At 55.2% G+C, this 16,173-nt stretch carries 13 protein-coding genes; 9 read left to right on the top strand and 4 right to left on the bottom strand.

Going from position 1 to position 16,173, the window contains the following annotated elements; genetic code table 11:
• The first annotated feature begins 599 nt into the window (after positions 1 to 599).
• The 3 genes from arcB to ACN0VL_RS11130 all read left to right on the top strand — a co-directional run bounded on the left by arcB (position 600) and on the right by ACN0VL_RS11130 (position 5,885).
• On the top strand, positions 600 to 2,972 hold the full coding sequence (gene arcB, locus ACN0VL_RS11120) for an aerobic respiration two-component sensor histidine kinase ArcB (RefSeq protein WP_417617347.1): 2,373 nt from the start codon (positions 600 to 602) through the stop codon (positions 2,970 to 2,972).
• Positions 2,969 to 4,324: a dGTPase gene (dgt, locus tag ACN0VL_RS11125; protein ID WP_417617349.1), complete on the top strand. Its 1,356-nt coding sequence runs from the start codon at positions 2,969 to 2,971 to the stop codon at positions 4,322 to 4,324. Before arcB ends, dgt begins: the two co-directional genes overlap by 4 nt.
• Before the next feature lie 325 nt (positions 4,325 to 4,649).
• Positions 4,650 to 5,885 carry an inverse autotransporter beta domain-containing protein gene (locus ACN0VL_RS11130; RefSeq protein WP_417617351.1) on the top strand — a complete coding sequence of 412 codons (1,236 nt, stop codon included), beginning with the start codon at positions 4,650 to 4,652 and terminating at the stop codon, positions 5,883 to 5,885.
• A 91-nt stretch (positions 5,886 to 5,976) separates the two neighbouring features.
• Here the strand turns inward: ACN0VL_RS11130 and rfaH are convergent, their stop codons facing one another.
• From rfaH to metN, 4 genes are all read right to left on the bottom strand, one after another.
• On the bottom strand, positions 5,977 to 6,480 hold the full coding sequence (gene rfaH, locus ACN0VL_RS11135) for a transcription/translation regulatory transformer protein RfaH (protein ID WP_417617352.1): 504 nt from the start codon (positions 6,478 to 6,480) through the stop codon (positions 5,977 to 5,979).
• A gap of 97 nt (positions 6,481 to 6,577) precedes the next feature.
• Positions 6,578 to 7,405 carry a methionine ABC transporter substrate-binding lipoprotein MetQ gene (gene metQ / locus ACN0VL_RS11140; RefSeq protein ID WP_417617354.1) on the bottom strand — a complete coding sequence of 276 codons (828 nt, stop codon included), beginning with the start codon at positions 7,403 to 7,405 and terminating at the stop codon, positions 6,578 to 6,580.
• A gap of 18 nt (positions 7,406 to 7,423) precedes the next feature.
• Positions 7,424 to 8,077 carry a methionine ABC transporter permease gene (locus ACN0VL_RS11145; protein ID WP_417617356.1) on the bottom strand — a complete coding sequence of 218 codons (654 nt, stop codon included), beginning with the start codon at positions 8,075 to 8,077 and terminating at the stop codon, positions 7,424 to 7,426.
• On the bottom strand, positions 8,058 to 9,101 hold the full coding sequence (metN, locus tag ACN0VL_RS11150; protein WP_417617357.1) for a methionine ABC transporter ATP-binding protein MetN: 1,044 nt from the start codon (positions 9,099 to 9,101) through the stop codon (positions 8,058 to 8,060). Before metN ends, ACN0VL_RS11145 begins: the two co-directional genes overlap by 20 nt.
• 364 nt (positions 9,102 to 9,465) lie before the next feature.
• Between metN and ACN0VL_RS11155 the strand changes: the two genes are divergently transcribed.
• Genes ACN0VL_RS11155 through gmhB form a run of 6 tightly spaced genes read left to right on the top strand, consistent with a single transcriptional unit; the run spans position 9,466 to position 15,982 of the window.
• The gene (locus ACN0VL_RS11155; protein WP_417617359.1) at positions 9,466 to 10,485 is read left to right on the top strand and encodes an ABC transporter permease subunit; all 1,020 of its coding nucleotides are present in this window, start codon (positions 9,466 to 9,468) and stop codon (positions 10,483 to 10,485) included.
• Positions 10,478 to 11,539, top strand: a complete 1,062-nt coding sequence (locus tag ACN0VL_RS11160; RefSeq protein ID WP_417617361.1) for an ABC transporter permease — start codon at positions 10,478 to 10,480, stop codon at positions 11,537 to 11,539. Before ACN0VL_RS11155 ends, ACN0VL_RS11160 begins: the two co-directional genes overlap by 8 nt.
• 12 nt (positions 11,540 to 11,551) lie before the next feature.
• Entirely contained in the window at positions 11,552 to 13,378 is a 1,827-nt protein-coding gene (locus ACN0VL_RS11165; RefSeq protein WP_417617362.1) for an extracellular solute-binding protein, read from the top strand.
• Entirely contained in the window at positions 13,378 to 14,358 is a 981-nt protein-coding gene (locus ACN0VL_RS11170; protein ID WP_417617364.1) for an ABC transporter ATP-binding protein, read from the top strand. Before ACN0VL_RS11165 ends, ACN0VL_RS11170 begins: the two co-directional genes overlap by 1 nt.
• Positions 14,355 to 15,407, top strand: a complete 1,053-nt coding sequence (locus ACN0VL_RS11175; RefSeq protein WP_417617365.1) for an ABC transporter ATP-binding protein — start codon at positions 14,355 to 14,357, stop codon at positions 15,405 to 15,407. Before ACN0VL_RS11170 ends, ACN0VL_RS11175 begins: the two co-directional genes overlap by 4 nt.
• Before the next feature lie 17 nt (positions 15,408 to 15,424).
• On the top strand, positions 15,425 to 15,982 hold the full coding sequence (gmhB, locus tag ACN0VL_RS11180; RefSeq protein ID WP_417617367.1) for a D-glycero-beta-D-manno-heptose 1,7-bisphosphate 7-phosphatase: 558 nt from the start codon (positions 15,425 to 15,427) through the stop codon (positions 15,980 to 15,982).
• Positions 15,983 to 16,173: the final 191 nt, after the last annotated feature.

The raw sequence follows: 16,173 nt of genomic DNA on the forward strand, positions 1-16,173 counted from the left end.
TTCCTCCATTGCTCAAGCCATTGGGCCGAGCGACTACTTTTGTCAGCACGACATGCTCTGAAGCGTCCGTTGCCATTGGTGGCTAATTTACCAAAATATAGGGATTTTTTTATGAGGTCAATGAAAGGAATCAAGCGATAAGTCGCCGATCACCTCAGCCTCAAGTAATATATTCCAGCAAAAAACCCGATTGTTTGGCGATAAATCTTAATTTTAGATTTCATATTGGCCTTTTATGTTGCTTGTGGGCGATAAGCAGCACAATATAAAATCAAGTGATTTGTGTTGTTCTTTTACTACATTTCAGCGCCAGGGCTTCGAGCTGAGTCTCGCCTTATGCTGCTTGAAAAACAGATCTGGTGGTCGTTTCAGCGCAGTTACCCCCTCATTTTAAGATTATAAATGCATTTTTACTGCATAACATTCCACTGCTGGGGCGCGTTAAATGAAACACAGTACGTTTGACATCAAATGACGCCTGGATTGAACAGGCCACTCTGACTCCATTCTAGAGCATATCCGATCATCTCATCATCGGCATGACAGCCTGCGACTAAGGCGGTATCCTGCTTTTATACTGCTATTGACGGGAATAACCGATGAAACCCATAAAAACATGGGCGCAATACTATGTTGATCTGATGACCAAGCTGGGCATAGTGCGTTTCAGCATGTTGCTGGCCGCCTGCATCATATTGTTGGCCATCTTTATCCAGGTTGGCGTAACGCTGTTTCTCCGGGGAACGGTAGAGTCCATAGATATGGTCCGTTCCGTCTTTTTCGGACTGCTGGTCACGCCCTGGGCGGTGTATTTTCTGTCGGTGGTGGTAGACCAGCTGGAAGATTCCCGTCAGCGGCTCAGCCAGCTGGTGCAGCGGCTGCAGCAGATGCGGGAGCGGGATCTGGAACTCAACAACGAGTTGCAGGAAAAGCTGGAGCTGCTTAATCGCCAGATAGAAGAAACCCACAGGGCCGAGACCGCCCGCCAGCAGGCCATCGACGATCTGGAGGCGGAAATCTACCAGCGGGAGAAGGCCCAGCTGGAGTCTCAGGAGCGCTCGGCCTTGTTGCGCTCCTTTATCGATACTTCGCCGGATCTGGTGTATTACCGCAACGAGCTGGAAGAGTTTTCCGGTTGTAACAAAGCCATGGAGAACCTGCTCGGCCGCCAGGAAAAAGAGCTGATAGGCCTGACCCCCTTCGATGTGTATCCGGCAGCGGTGGCCGAGAAGGTGGTGGAAACCGACAGGGAAGTGTTCGCCCGCAATGAAACCCAGACCTACGAGCAGTGGCTGCAATATCCCGATGGTCACCATGCCTGCTTCGAGTTGCGCAAGGTGCCCTTCTTCGATCGTAACGGCAAGCGACTGGGGTTGCTGGGCTTCGGTCGGGACATTACCGAGCGCAAGCGTTATCAGGAGGAGCTGGAAAAAGCCAGCCGTGACAAGACCACCTTTATTTCCACCATCAGTCACGAGCTGCGCACGCCGTTGAACGGTATCGTCGGCCTGAGTCGTATTTTGCTGGCCACCAAGCTGGATCAGGAGCAGCTACAGCACCTGAAAACCATTCATTTCAGTGCCGTGACTCTGGGCAATATCTTCAACGACATCATCGATCTGGACAAGGTTGATCGTAGCCGGCTGGAGCTGGCGCCCGAGCCGATGGACTTCCCCGGGTTTCTGGATGATCTGGAAAGCCTGGCCCGGCTGCAGGCCGAGCAAAAAGGCCTGTATCTGCATTTCGATCGGGACGGCGACATTCCCGAATGGATTCTGGCCGACGGCACCCGCTTGCGGCAGGTGTTGTGGAACCTGGTGGGCAACGCGGTCAAATTCACCGATGAGGGTGGCGTGACCATACGTTGCATGGCCGACGAGCTGACCCCGGACGAAATTACCCTGCGTTTCGATATCGAAGATACCGGCATCGGCATTCCTCCCGAGCTGCAGCAGGAAATATTCGCGCTGTATTTTCAGGTAGAAGGCAACAAACACGCCACTGGCACCGGTATTGGCCTGGCGGTATCCCAGCAGTTGGTGGATGCCATGCAGGGAACCATAGAGCTGGACAGCGAGCCGGGAGAAGGCTCCTGCTTCAGTATTACCATCAAGGTGCCGAGAACCCAGGCACCGGTGGATGATCCCGTGGTGGCGCAGCTGCCGCCGCTGTCGGTGTTGCTGGTCGAGGATGTGGAGCTTAACGTGACCGTCGCCTGTGCCTTGCTGGAAAAGCTGGGCCACAAGGTGACGGTGGCCCGGGATGGCGGCGAGGCATTCGCCTGGCTGGCGCAGATGTCCTTTGATTTGGTGTTTCTCGATATCCAGTTGCCGGACATGACCGGCTTTGATATTGCCGCCCGTTTACGGCAAGAGGCCCGGGAAGCCTCTACCTCGCTGCCCCCTTTAGTGGCGCTGACTGCCAACGTGATCAGCGATAAAGAGGAGTATCTGGTCAAAGGCATGGACGATGCCATTAGCAAGCCGCTGTCTTCCAAGGCCATCAAAGGTGTATTGACCCGATTTTTTGCTCATCGCTCCCAGGCGCAGGAACAGCAAGCACTGCCCGCGGCTCCGGTGAACACCCCGGTCGAGCGCTCTGCCGCCGAGCCGCACCAGGACGAAGCCGTGGTACTGGATACGGTGTTTCTAACCGACTATGTGGATACGGTTGGCGCGGCCATCTTGTTGTCCAGTGTCGATATGCTGGAGCGGATGGCTGAGGGTTACCTGAACACACTCAATGATTTTGTGGCCAGTAAAGAGCAAGCAGGCATTGTGGATGAAGCCCATAAAATCAAGGGTGCCGCCGGCTCGGTGGGTTTGAAGCGGGTTCAACTGCTGGCGCAGCAAATACAAAGCCCAGAACTGGCCGACTGGTGGTTGCAACTGGATGGCTGGGTGAATGAGCTCAATCATCACCTGCCTGCAGATTTGATCGTGCTGCGCCATTGGCTGGAGAGCCGGGTATGAGTGAGTACCAGCATTTTATTGTCAGCGAACGTCAGGTGCCGGCGGCGCAGGCCGAGACGGCGCTGGAGGCAATAGAGGCGGATCGCAGCCGCATCGTACAATGTTCACCAGTGCGGCGGTTGCAGCAAAAAACCCAGGTGTTTCCGCTGGATGTGAAGGCCTCGGTGCGCAGTCGACTGACCCACTCGCTGGAAGTGAAAGAAACCGGTCGTCAGCTGGCGTTAACGGTGCTGGCTGAGCTGGGGCCGGATGTGGATAAGCAAGCCTTCGTCAGCCTGGTAGAAATGGCCTGCCTGCTGCACGATGTGGGGAACCCGCCATTTGGTCACTTTGGCGAGGTGGTCATGATTGACTGGCTGCGCACGCGACTGCCCGCCCTGTTTCAACAGGCGGTCGGCAGCGGTTCGCGCCAGTGGCCCATGCTGATGGCGGACTTGCAGCAATTTGAAGGCAATGCCCAGAGCCTGCGACTCCTGCATAGTCTGCAAGGGTTGAATCTGACCCTGAGTCAGCTGGCGGCGTTGCAAAAGTACGTACGCGGTGCCTATCAACGTCAAACCCATGGCCCCTGGCAGCAAAAACCCGGTCATTATTTTAGTGAACGACCGTTGATACAACAGATGAGAAAGCTGTTTCCCACCACCACTCAGGGGCGTTATCCGCTGACCTTTTTGATGGAGGCCGCCGACGACATGGCCTATGGGGTGGCCGATCTGGAAGATGCGGTAGACAGAGGGGTGCTGAGTCTGGCGGAGCTGGAGCAGGCGTTGCTGAGTAACGGCAATGATTATCTGCAACAGTGCTGGCAGCAGGCGAAAGCGGAGGAGCCCGGCTTCTTCAGTCGCTTTCGCCAGAGCCTGAATGATGACTTGCTGGTGCTGGTTAGCGAGCAGTACCTGCTGCATCAGCCGGCGATTCTGGATGGCAGTCATAACGCGTCCCTGCTGGACGTGGACCAGGCACCGGCACAGGCGCTGCAATGGTTGAAAGACTTTGCCCACCGGCAGGTATTCAATCGCCGAGAGGTCGAGGCGCTGGAGTTATCGGGCTTTGCCGCCCTTAAAGGGGTGCTGGAAGCTTTCGCCCCCTTGCTTGCCTTGCCCGCGCAGGAGTTTACCAGTCTGGAAAACCGTCAGGATGCAGAAGGGCTGTTATTGCGCCGGTTGTATCACCGGCTGCCTCCCCGTCATTTGGCGGCCTATCGACGCGACAGTGTAAATGCGACTTTATTTGAAAGTGCGACCGAGCGAGAATGGTACTTCAGGGTCCGGTTGTTGCTTGATTTTGTCAGTGGCATGACCGACACCTATGTGCTGGAAGAATACCGCCTGTTGTGCGGCTTTCAGGGGTAGGGTGCAGAGTTAAGTCCAACCCCAGATCTTAAAGACGAGAGACGGCTGGGTAGCCTCCTCCGACACGCTTCAAGCACCTTCATGCGACGCTCAGCACATGATGTCCGACCGCCATGGATGGTGCACGGCGTGTCAAAAAATAATGCCCTCAGCCTGACAAGCCACATTAATATCAAAAAGGTTGTGACTAAGAGACAAGCTTGAAGCTGAGGGCTGGAAGAAAACCCATGAATCTACAAATTTAGTGTTTACTTCCGGCTTATCGCTTCCAGCTTTCTGTCCTCTCACCTTTACAGGATTTAGCAGCCACTGTATGAGCAAAGGCTTGAATCGATTTATATTACTGCTGTCGTTATCCGTCAGCGGCTGGTCACAGGCGGCGAGCCTGAGTGTCGCCCGGCATCAAGTCATGCCGGGTGAAAGCTGGCGCTCACTGGCGGGAGACTATCAACTCAGTGAACGGGCACTGCGTCGCGACTTTAATCCCCAGCGCTTTATGACGCCCTTAATTCCGGGGGACTGGATTTGGGTACCGGACCGTTCGCTCCGGAACAGCCGATCCGTAAAGGAAAACGCAGCGGCATTACCCCCAACAGAGGCCAAACCGAGCCACGTATTAGCCGAGCCAACAGGAGAGAGCCTGCCCGAGGCGAGGGCTGTCTCGGCCAGCCTGCCCCAACTGGGGCCACCGGATCCGGCCCATGCCCCTAAAACCGACCGGGTGTTGCTTACCCTGGCCACGGCAGCCCGGGCGGCGGCCACCAACAATCTCGATAAATTTGTCGAGCAGCAAGGCATGACGCTGGCGGATGATACCCTGTCATTTGGTTCTCAACAGCTCAGCGAATGGCTCTGGCTCACTCCGGAACAATGGAACTGGGACTATCAGCTGCCGCTATTTGATAAGGAACCCTTACTGAGCAGCCGAATGGCGCTGCCGGTGATGTCGAACTGGCAGGGCGAGTTGGGGATTGATTATCGGGACGAGCGACTGACCTATCAGGCCGGCATGCACTTTGAACACCCGCTTACCGCTACCGTTAGTGGCCATGTCGAACCCGTGCTGGACTACCAGGCCGGCTGGGATCATCAGCGGGGGGGCTTGTTACTGTTTCTGGAGCATCAAGACTGGACTCTGGGGGCGGGTCAGTATCAGCCGTTATCCGGCTGGCAGCAGCAGGCAGGGCGGCGAGAGCGACCGGCATCCGGGCAGCTGTGGTTTGGCGAAGGGCGCCTGGGGATGGTGCCGGGTCTGAGTGTCTCGAGTCGCTATTATCGCTGGCAGGGGCGCCGACTCGACCTGTACGGCAGCGGAGATAAATACAAGGCCGCGTTATCTCGCCAGTGGTCGCTTAATTATTCGCCCTGGCGTATTTTTCGTTTGCAAAGTTCGTTACTGAGTAACAGCAAGGATAAGTTTGAATCCAGGTTGCGGGTGGGAATCGAGCTCCCCCTGGGGTTGGCGCCGGGCCAGTGGTGGCAAAGTCTGATGGCTAAACCCAGGTACGATCGTTATCAGCCATTGCAGCACCACCAGGTGATGGTGCTGGAGCATCGATAATCAACCGTGAATTGTGAGGGGTAAAGAGTGAGGTGTCACTCATGCCTGAAGATTCACCGTTAGCACCTCACTCCTCACCCTTCACTCCCCACTATTTTGGCAAGCGAGAAAACTCGTCGTTGGCGAAGCTGGTGGGAACGGCATTTTGCAGTAGCGTTAACAGTAAAATGGCGCGAGTGTCACCGTCGGCTTCCTGATAAATCGCCTCCAGCCCGGCAAACGGCCCCAGTTCTATGCGTACCTTGTCGCCACTTCGGGGCAAGTCGGTCAGCTGTTCTCTGAGTTCGTCGCTATCGCTGCGACTCATCAAATCGTACACCAACTCGGCGGGCACTTCACAGGGGCCACCGCCAAAGCGTATCAAGTTGCGTACGCCTCGGGTCGACCCTATGGTGGCAGAGCTGGTAATGCCGAGATCGGCACGGACGAAAATATAGCCCGGAAACAGCGCTTCTACGCGGGTCACCATTTTTCGGCGAACGCGCTTTTTCACTTCCGCATAGGGGTAAAATGCCTCTATGCCTTGATTGGTCAGGTTTTGCAGTGCCCGCTCTTCTTCCCGGGGGCGGCAATGTGCCAAGTACCACTTTTGCATGCGTAACCCTTAATGCTCAGTTTGATTTTTTTATTATGACAGCCCAAACAAAAAAGGCCACGGCAAGCCGTGACCTTGATGCGTTTATCAGCCGGGGTTACCAGCCTTTAACTACGCCGCCTTTAAAGAGCTCCAGTGCGGCCTGATAGACTTCTTCACTCTGATACGCCTGCACAAAGGTTTTGATGCGCTCATCGTCCTGGTTGTCTGTACGAGCCACAATCAGGTTGACGTAAGGTGACTCCTTGTCTTCTACAAACAGGCTGTCACGACCGGGCAGCAAGTCGATTTGTGACGCATAGGTGGTGTTGATCACCGCCAGTGCCACGTCATCCAGCGAGCGTGGCAGCTGGGGGGCTTCCAGCTCGATGATGTTCAGCTTTTTGGGGTTGGCAGTAATATTCAGCGTGGTGGCTTCCAGACCCACGGCATCATCTACTTCAATCAGACCTTTCTGCTCCAGCAGCAGCAGGGTACGGCCCAGGTTGGTCGGATCGTTAGGCACGGCAACCTTGGCGCCATCCTCCAGTTCATCCAGAGACTTGATGACCTTGGAGTAGGCCGCGATGGGGTAAACAAAGCTGTTGCCCACGGCGATCAAATCGTAGCCACGGTCTTCAATCTGCTTGTCGAGGTAAGGCTGATGTTGAAAGGCGTTAATATCCAGGCTGCCATCATTCAAAGCCACGTTGGGCGTGACATAGTCGCTGAACGATACCAGCTCTACATCCAGGTCGTATTTCTCTTTGGCCACCTTGACGGCCACTTCAGCAACCTGTTCTTCGGCACCGGCAATCACACCCAGACGCAGGGGTTTGGCTGCGGCTTCTTCGGCGGTGTCTTTGGCCTGCTCACCACAACCGCCCAGGGCCAGGGCCGAGGCCAGTACACTCAGGGTCGCGAACGATTTAAAACCTAATTTCATCGGGTAACTCCTTTTTAATCAACGATGATCAACATAAGCCACCAGACGTTCGCCGGCGCTTTGAATAATTTGTACCAGTACCACCAACATCACCACGGTAATCAGCATGATCTGTGGATCGAAGCGCTGATAGCCGTAACGAATACCGACATCACCCAGGCCGCCGCCGCCAATGGCACCGGCCATGGCAGAGTAGTTCACCAGCGTGACCAGGGTAATGATAATGCCATTGAGCATGCCGGGCAGCGCCTCGGGCAGCAAGACTTTCGTCACTATTTGTATGCGTTTGGCGCCCATGGCCTGTGCCGCTTCCACCAGGCCACTGGGAATTTCCATTAATGCACCTTCCATCAGGCGGGCGACAAAGGGAATGGCGGCAACGGTTAACGGTACCACGGCGGCAATGGTGCCGATACTGGTACCGACAATCATGCGTGTAAAGGGAATAATGGCGACCAGCAAGATGATAAAGGGAATCGAGCGGCCAATATTGACCACAGAGCCTAATATTTTATTAAAGACGGCATGTTCCCAAATTTGACCGGGTTTGCTCACATGCAGGGCGATGCCTAAAGGGATACCCAGTGCACAAGCAATCAAGCCCGAGCCAAAGGTCATGATCAGGGTTTCCCATAGCGCAGATAACAGCAGATTAATCATGGCGTCGGACATAACCGAGTAACTCCACCTGAATTTTATGATCCTGAAGATAAGCCAGTGCGGCCTGTGTTTGTGCGGGTTCTCCGTCCAGTTCGGCCAGCATAAAGCCAAACTTGACGCCACCGGCGTATTCCATGTCGGCACTCAAGATGCTGACATCCACGTTCAGCTCTCGGCTGAGTATGGAAATCAGCGGGCTGTCCACGGTGTCGCCGCTAAAGCCCAGGCGAACCAGCGGCAGGGCTCCGGCCAATGGCTCGGCGACCAGTCGCTGCTGGTATTCATCGGGAATATCCAGATTGATGGTAGAGGCAATAAAACGTCGTGCCAGCTCGGTTTTGGCATTGGCAAAAAACCAGGCCACGTCGCCTTGTTCCACCAGTTCGCCATCATTGATAATGGCGACCCGGTCGCAGATGGTTTTCACGACATGCATCTCGTGGGTGATCAAGAGGATGGTCAAGCCCAACTGGCGGTTGATGTCTTTTAGCAGCGCAAGAATCGACTGGGTGGTTTGCGGATCCAGTGCCGAGGTGGCTTCGTCACACAGCAATACCTTGGGGTTGGGTGCCAGGGCGCGGGCAATGGCTACCCGCTGCTTTTGGCCACCGGATAACGCCTTGGGGTAGGCATCGGCACGATGAGACAAGCCAACCAGGTCCAGCAGTTCGTTAACGCGCTGTTTGATGGCCGCCTTGCCCATGCCGGCCAGTTCGAGTGGCAAGGCGATGTTGGCGAACACGGTACGGGACGACAATAGATTAAAATGCTGAAAAATCATGCCGATATTACGGCGAGCAGCCGGTAGTTCGCTATTATTGAGGCGAGTGAGCTCCTGACCGTCGACCAGCACATTGCCTTCGGTGGGGCGCTCCAGCATATTGACGCAGCGGATCAGGGTGCTTTTACCGGCCCCGGATTCACCGATAACGCCCATAATCTGACCGGCGGCAACCTCGAGGTTGATATTACGCACGGCATGAACGGCGTGTTCGCCTTCACCGTAGCGTTTACTGATATTGGTTAGCTTGATCATCGGAGGATGAGCCTTTGCGGGTTGGTTATTCACTGCTTTAACAGATGAGTGTAGAGACAAGTCATGCAAGCATGACCAATAGCAGAGGATGCTAAGCCGTCTGGACGTCCAAGTCAATGTAAAATTTACACGGCGACTCGCGAGGCAACTATGGGTATCTTTCTTGCTTATCGGTCGACACTTGGGCTAGGGTGCAAATAACGTTATTTTCCGTGTCCTTCAAGGAACGAGCTTGAGGAAAACAGGATAGGGCGCCAGTAATGTTATTCTCCGTGCCCTTCAAGGAACGAGCTTGAGGAAAACAGGATAGGGCGCCAGTAATGTTATTCTCCGTGCCCTTCAAGGAACGAACCTAAGGAAAACAATGGGCCAGTATTTTCTGCGGCGGTTATTGCTGCTGATCCCGACCTTTTTGGGAATTACCCTGGTGGTGTTTGCCATCACGCGCTTTGTGCCTGGCGGGCCGGTGGAACGCATGCTGATGGAAAGTCAGTTGGCCAGCAGCGAGTTCAGCCAGAGCTCCCGCGGCAGCCAGGTGCTCTCGGCCGAGCAAATTGAGGAGCTGAAAGCCTTTTATGGCCTGGATAAACCGGTCTTTGAAGCCTATGGAGACTGGCTGGGTAAACTGGTGCGACTCGATCTGGGGGACTCCACCCGTTATTACCTGCCGGTGTGGGAGCTGATTAAAGAGCGGCTTCCGGTATCCGCCTTTTTTGGTATCAGTACCTTTATCCTGAGCTATCTGGTATCCATACCGCTGGGCATCCTCAAGGCACTGAAACACAACAGTCGTTTCGACAGCATCAGCTCGATGTTGATTTATGGGGGCTATGCGCTGCCTGCCTATGTGGTCGGTATTTTTCTGCTTACCGTGTTCTCCTTTCAGCTTGGCTGGTTTCCCATGGGGGGCTTCGTGGGGGATGACTTTTATTATCTTGAAGGCTTCTGGCCGAAAACCTTCAACCTGTTCCACCATGCGCTATTGCCCCTGATAGCCTATGCCATCGGTGATTTCGCCGTGCTGACCATGACCATGAAAAACAGCCTGATGGAAAATCTGTCGGCAGATTATGTGCGTACCGCCGTGGCCAAGGGGTTGCCGTTTCGCAAGGCGGTGACCCGACACGCCCTGCGCAACAGCATGATCCCCATCGCCAGCCACTTTGGTAATGTGATTTCGGTGTTTTTTGCCGGCTCCTTTCTGATAGAAGTGATCTTCAATATCGACGGCCTGGGGCTGCTGGGCTACGAGGCCATCGTCGAGCGGGATTATCCGGTGGTTATGGGCATTCTGGCGGTCACCTCCTTGATGATGCTGCTGGGTAATATCTTGTCGGATATCTGTGTGGCCATGGTCGATCCCCGGGTGCGCTTCGATGGCTAGACTCTTTTCCGAACTCACCCTGAAAAAACTGCGCCGCTTTCGCAGTATTCGTCGCGGCTACTATGCTTTTTGTCTATTCATGCTGATGGTGGTGCTGGCACTGACGGCCGAGTTATGGGCCAGTAACCGCGCGCTGCTGGTCAAATATGAAGGGCAGTATTATTTCCCTACCTATGGTGCCGTGATCACCGGTGACACCTTCGGCTTGGGGTATCAATACGAAACCAACTATCGAGAGCTGAAAGAGGTTCTGGCCCGGCAGGCAGACGCCAACCAGGAAGATAATTGGGTATTGCTGCCCATAGTCCCCTGGAGCCCCTACGAGCAGGATTACAGCAGTGGCAGCTTCCCGCCCACCGCGCCCAGCCTGGCGCAGCGGCATTATCTGGGTACCGATAATTCGGGGCGCGATATTCTGGCGCGATTGGTCTACGGTTTTCGTACCGCCGTGGGGTTTGCCTTTATTGCGCTGACCGCCAGTTATGTCATTGGCGTGTTGCTGGGATGCACGATGGGCTTTGTGGGAGGCAAGTTTGATTTGCTGTTTCAGCGATTTATCGAAGTGTGGTCTCAGGTGCCGTTCTTGTACGTGATCATGATCCTGGTGTCGCTTACCCAGCCCAACTTTATGCTGTTTGTTGGCATCAACGTGCTGTTCGGCTGGATGGGCATCACCTGGTATATGCGTACCCTGACCTACCGGGAAAAAGTGCGAGATTATGTACTGGCGGCGCGGGCCCAGGGCGCGGGGCTGTGGCGCATTATCGTACACCATATTCTGCCCAATACCCTGGTGATGATAGTGACTCTGGCGCCCTTTACCGTGGTGGCCAATATTTCGTTACTGACGGCGCTCGATTATCTCGGCTTTGGTCTGGCGCCACCCACCCCCAGTTGGGGAGAGCTGCTGCGCCAGGGCGTGAACCATCTTGATGCACCCTGGATAGTGGCGTCCGTGGTGACGGCGGTCTCTCTGGTGTTGATCACGGTATCCTTTATTGGCGAAGCCATTCGCGAGGCTTTCGACCCCAAACATTTCTCTCGTTATGAATAGGCAGGGAATGCGATGAAAAAACTAACAAGCTGTTTGAGCAGCTGGCTGCTGGTATTGAGTTTGGCCTTTAGCCTGACCGTGAGCGTCAGTGCCGTCGAGTTACCGGATGAACTGGAGTGGCTGACCAATAACGAAGACCCGATATTTGCCTCGCCCGAGGCCAGGCGTGGCGGTGTGTTCAAGAGCTGGCTGCTGAGCTTTCCGCTGACCTTTCGGACCGTCGGGCCCGACTCCAATACCTCGTTTCGTTCCTTCATTCTGGAAAATCAGCTTGGGCTGTATGCACTGCATCCACAAACAGAGCGGCCCATTCCTGCACTCGCCACCCACTGGGCCTTCGGCGACGATCATAAAACCATGTATTTCAAACTGAATCCGGCCGCGCGCTGGTCCGATGGCAAGCCGGTAACCAGTGCAGACTTTTTGTTTGCACTGGAAATGATGCGCTCCGAAGTGATCCGCGCCCCCTGGTACAACAACTACTACAGCGAGGAAATCGTCGATGTCACCGCTTATGACGCCCATACCCTGTCGGTGACGGCGGGCAGCCCGAAGAGCCGGCGCGAGCTGTTGAATACGGTGGGGCTGGCGCCACAGCCCAGGCATTTCTATGAACTCAGCGACGATTGGGTACGCCGTTATAACTGGGCGCTGGCTCCCGTTACCGGTGCCTATGTGATCGATGATGTGAAGCGGGGACGCTCGATAAGCTTCAAGCGACTGGACGATTGGTGGGGCAACGAGCTGACCTACTACAAGCATCGTTTCAACGTCGATGCCATTCGTCTGAATGTGGTGCGGGACATGAATATTGCCTATCGGCATTTTCTGCGCGGCGATATCGACACCTTTGGCCTGATTTTGCCGGAATGGTGGCACGATAAAACCGATACCCCCGAGTACCGAGCCGGGCTTATCAATCGCATCTGGTTTTATAATGACATGCCGCAAGGCGCCCAAGGGGTGCATCTCAATACCGCCCACCCCAGGTTGAGTGATGTGCGGGTGCGTCAGGGCATCGCCCATGCCATTAATATGCAGCGTATGCTGGATACCATATTGCGCGGCGACTATGAGCGCATGAACACCTTTGGCACCGGTTATGGTGACTTTATCGATCTTGATATTCGCGCACGCAGCTTTGATATTGAGCGAGCGCGCGCCCTGTTTGCCGAGGCGGGTTACGATAAGCAGGGCCCGGGCGGCATTTTGCGCAATGCGGCTGGCGATGTGCTGAGTCTGGCGGTGACCTATACCACTCAGGAGCATACCTCACGGCTGGCCATCTTGCGGGAAGAGGCCCGCAAGGCGGGGCTGGATCTGCAGTTGAACCTGGTGGATGGCGCCACCGGCTTCAAGGCGATGCTGGAGAAAAAACACGAGGCCGCCTGGCTGGGCTGGGGAGGAGGCGGGCTTTATCCTCAGTACTGGGAGTTTTTTCACTCGGTCAACGCCGACAAGCCGCAAACCAATAATCTGTTCAACATCAGCGACTCACAGCTGGACAGCTTGATAGAGCAATACCGGGTCACTATGGATCTGGATGACAAGGCTGCTATCTCCCGACAGATACAGCGTCGGGTGCACGAGTTGGCCATTTTTATTCCCGGCTACCAGGTGCCTTACACCCGGGAAGCCTACTGGCGTTATGTGCGGCTGCCGGAAACCAAAGGGACTCGTCACTCCCCGTCCTTGTTCTGGCCCATGGAAGGGGCACCGCACAGTACCGGCGGCTTGTTCTGGATAGATGAGACGCTGAAAGCGCAGATAAAATCGGATAAGCCCAGCTTCGAGCCGGTGCTGGAGATTGACGAAACCTGGCGGCACAAGGAGCAGTAATGGAGCCGCTGCTACAGGTTGAAAATTTGGCCGTGAGCTTTACCACCGAGGCTGGCCGGTTTCGGGTGGTGGATGATGTGAGCTTTTCGCTGGCCGCTGGCCAGACCTTAGGCCTGGTGGGCGAGTCGGGCTGCGGTAAAAGCGTCACCGCCCTGAGCCTGTTGGGCTTGTTACCCAGACCGGCAGGAGAGGTGGTCGGGGGGCGAGCCTGGTTTCAAGGGCAGGATTTGCTGGGCTTGAGCGCCGAGCAGCGTTATCGGGTGCGCGGCAACAAGATCGCCATGATTTTTCAAGAGCCGATGACGGCCCTGAATCCGGTGCACACCATAGGACGCCAGTTGATGGAGGTATATCAGCTCCACAGGCCCGAGTTGACGAAACGCCAGCAGCAACAGGCCGCCGCCGAGATCTTGCACCAGGTCGGCATACCCGAGGCCGAAGCCAGACTGAAATCCTATCCCCATCAGTTATCTGGTGGCATGCGCCAACGGGTGATGATTGCCATGGCGCTGGCGTGTGAGCCAGATTTGCTGATTTGCGATGAACCGACCACGGCGCTGGATGTGACCATTCAGGCGCAGATACTGCACCTTATTCAGGAGCTGCAGCAAAGAACCGGCATGGCGGTGTTGTTTATCACCCACGATTTGGGGGTGGTCGCGCAAATCTGCGATCAGGTACTGGTGATGTATGCGGGGCGCAGTGCCGAGCAAGCGGATGTGTTCACGCTGTTTGAACACCCGGTACATCCTTATACTCAGGGATTACTGTCGGCGATTCCCCGCTTGGATCAACCCGGAAAAACCCTGCTGGCGACCATAGACGGTCAGGTGCCTTCGTTGGAAGAGCAACCGGCTGGTTGCCGATTCGCCAATCGCTGTGCTTATATGACCGCAGTCTGTCAGCAACAACCCAACATGGAGTCGGTGAGCACAGGGCATGATGTGTGGTGCCATCACTGGCGGGAGTTAAGGCGATGAACATGGCAAAAAACACCACAATACCGCCCTTGCTCCGCGTTGAGCAGCTACAGCAGCATTTTACGTTAGGCGGGGGTCTGTTACGGCGGGGTAAAACCCTGTATGCCGTTGATGGCGTCAGTTTTGAATTGGCAGCCGGACAAACCCTGGGGCTGGTGGGGGAGTCCGGCTGTGGCAAGTCGACGCTGGCGCGTGCCGTACTTAAATTGCATGAACCCAGCGGCGGTCGCCTTTTTTTTGGCGGCGAGGAGATCAGTCATTACTCTCGCTCACAAATGCGCCCGCTGCGCCAGGAAATGCAATTGGTGTTTCAAGACCCGCAAGAATCGCTGAATGGTCGTCATACCATAGGCACCATATTACAAGAGCCGTTTGTCATTCATGGCCTGGGATCGGCGAGGGAGCGCCAGCAGTGGGCGGCGGAGCTATTGCAGCGAGTGGGGTTGCCTGCCTCTGCGCTGGAGCGTTATCCGCACGAATTTTCCGGGGGGCAACGCCAGCGCGTCGGCATAGCGCGCGCCATGGCGTTGAAGCCCAGGTTGTTGGTGTGTGACGAAGCTGTGTCGGCGCTGGATGTCTCTGTGCAATCACAAATTCTGAATTTATTGCTGTCGTTGCAACAAGAGTACCAACTGGCGATCTTGTTTATTGCCCATGATCTCTCAGTGGTAAAGCACATCTCGGATCATATTGCTGTTATGTATCTCGGCCGCATCATAGAGCTGGCTCCCGCCGAAGCGCTTTATCGCCAGCCTCGGCATCCTTATACACAGGCGTTACTCGCAGCCATTCCTAAGCCTGACCCTCGTCAACGACGGGCACCCATGATACTGGAAGGTGAGCCACCGTCGCCGGCCAACCCGCCTTCCGGCTGCCACTTTCGAACTCGCTGTCGATACGTCGGCGAGGTGTGTATCAGCCAGGTGCCCGAGCTTGCAGGTAACAGCCATAAAGTGGCTTGTCATTTTCACCAGGAGATCAGCAGCGGACAACGGCTGCCTCAAACCGCCGGTGGCTGTGATATTATTCCTACAGTAACCCAGCCTTAAACCATAGGGGATAGCGAGTGAGCACAGCGGCAATTTTTCTTGATCGAGACGGTGTTATCAACCAGGACACCGGCTACGTAGCCAAAAGAGACGACTTTATCTTTATCGACGGCGTGATAGACGCCATGAAACTGCTTAAGCAAAAAGGCTATCAGCTGGTCGTGGTCACCAACCAGTCGGGTATTGCACGCGGGTTATTCAGTGAAGATGACTTTATCCGCCTGACCGAATGGATGGACTGGTCATTGGCCGACAGTGGTATCGACCTGGATGGCATCTACTTTTGCCCTCATCACCCCACCGAAGGCAGTGGCGCCGACACCAGGGAATGTGACTGTCGTAAACCCGCCCCCGGCATGTTTAACGAGGCCGTAGCTGAATTAGACATAGATGTGAGTGCCTCTTACATGGTGGGAGACAAGGTATCCGATCTTAAAGCAGCTCAAGCGGCGGGAGTAACGCACCTTGTTTTGGTTCGCACCGGTAAAGACATTACTCCGGAAGGTGAAGCCATGGCAGAAGCCGTGTATCCCTCGCTGGCTGAATTTGCACAAGAAGTCGCCAGTCTGGTGTAGTTTAATTCACATTGCGCAAGAAGTGACCGTTTGGGCGTTTTGGTACAATAAACTTCTTGCGCTAAATCTCCCGCTCCCTATAATGCGCATCCACTGACACGGGGCAAGTCGCTCACGGTCACAAGGGTTTGAAGAGAACGAAACAAAGTTTGAATCAACGCTTGACGAACAATCTGGAATGCGTAGAATAC

Origin of the sequence: Oceanisphaera sp., assembly GCF_048268965.1 — a bacterium.
In the GTDB taxonomy this organism is placed as follows: Bacteria; Pseudomonadota; Gammaproteobacteria; order Enterobacterales; family Aeromonadaceae; genus Oceanimonas.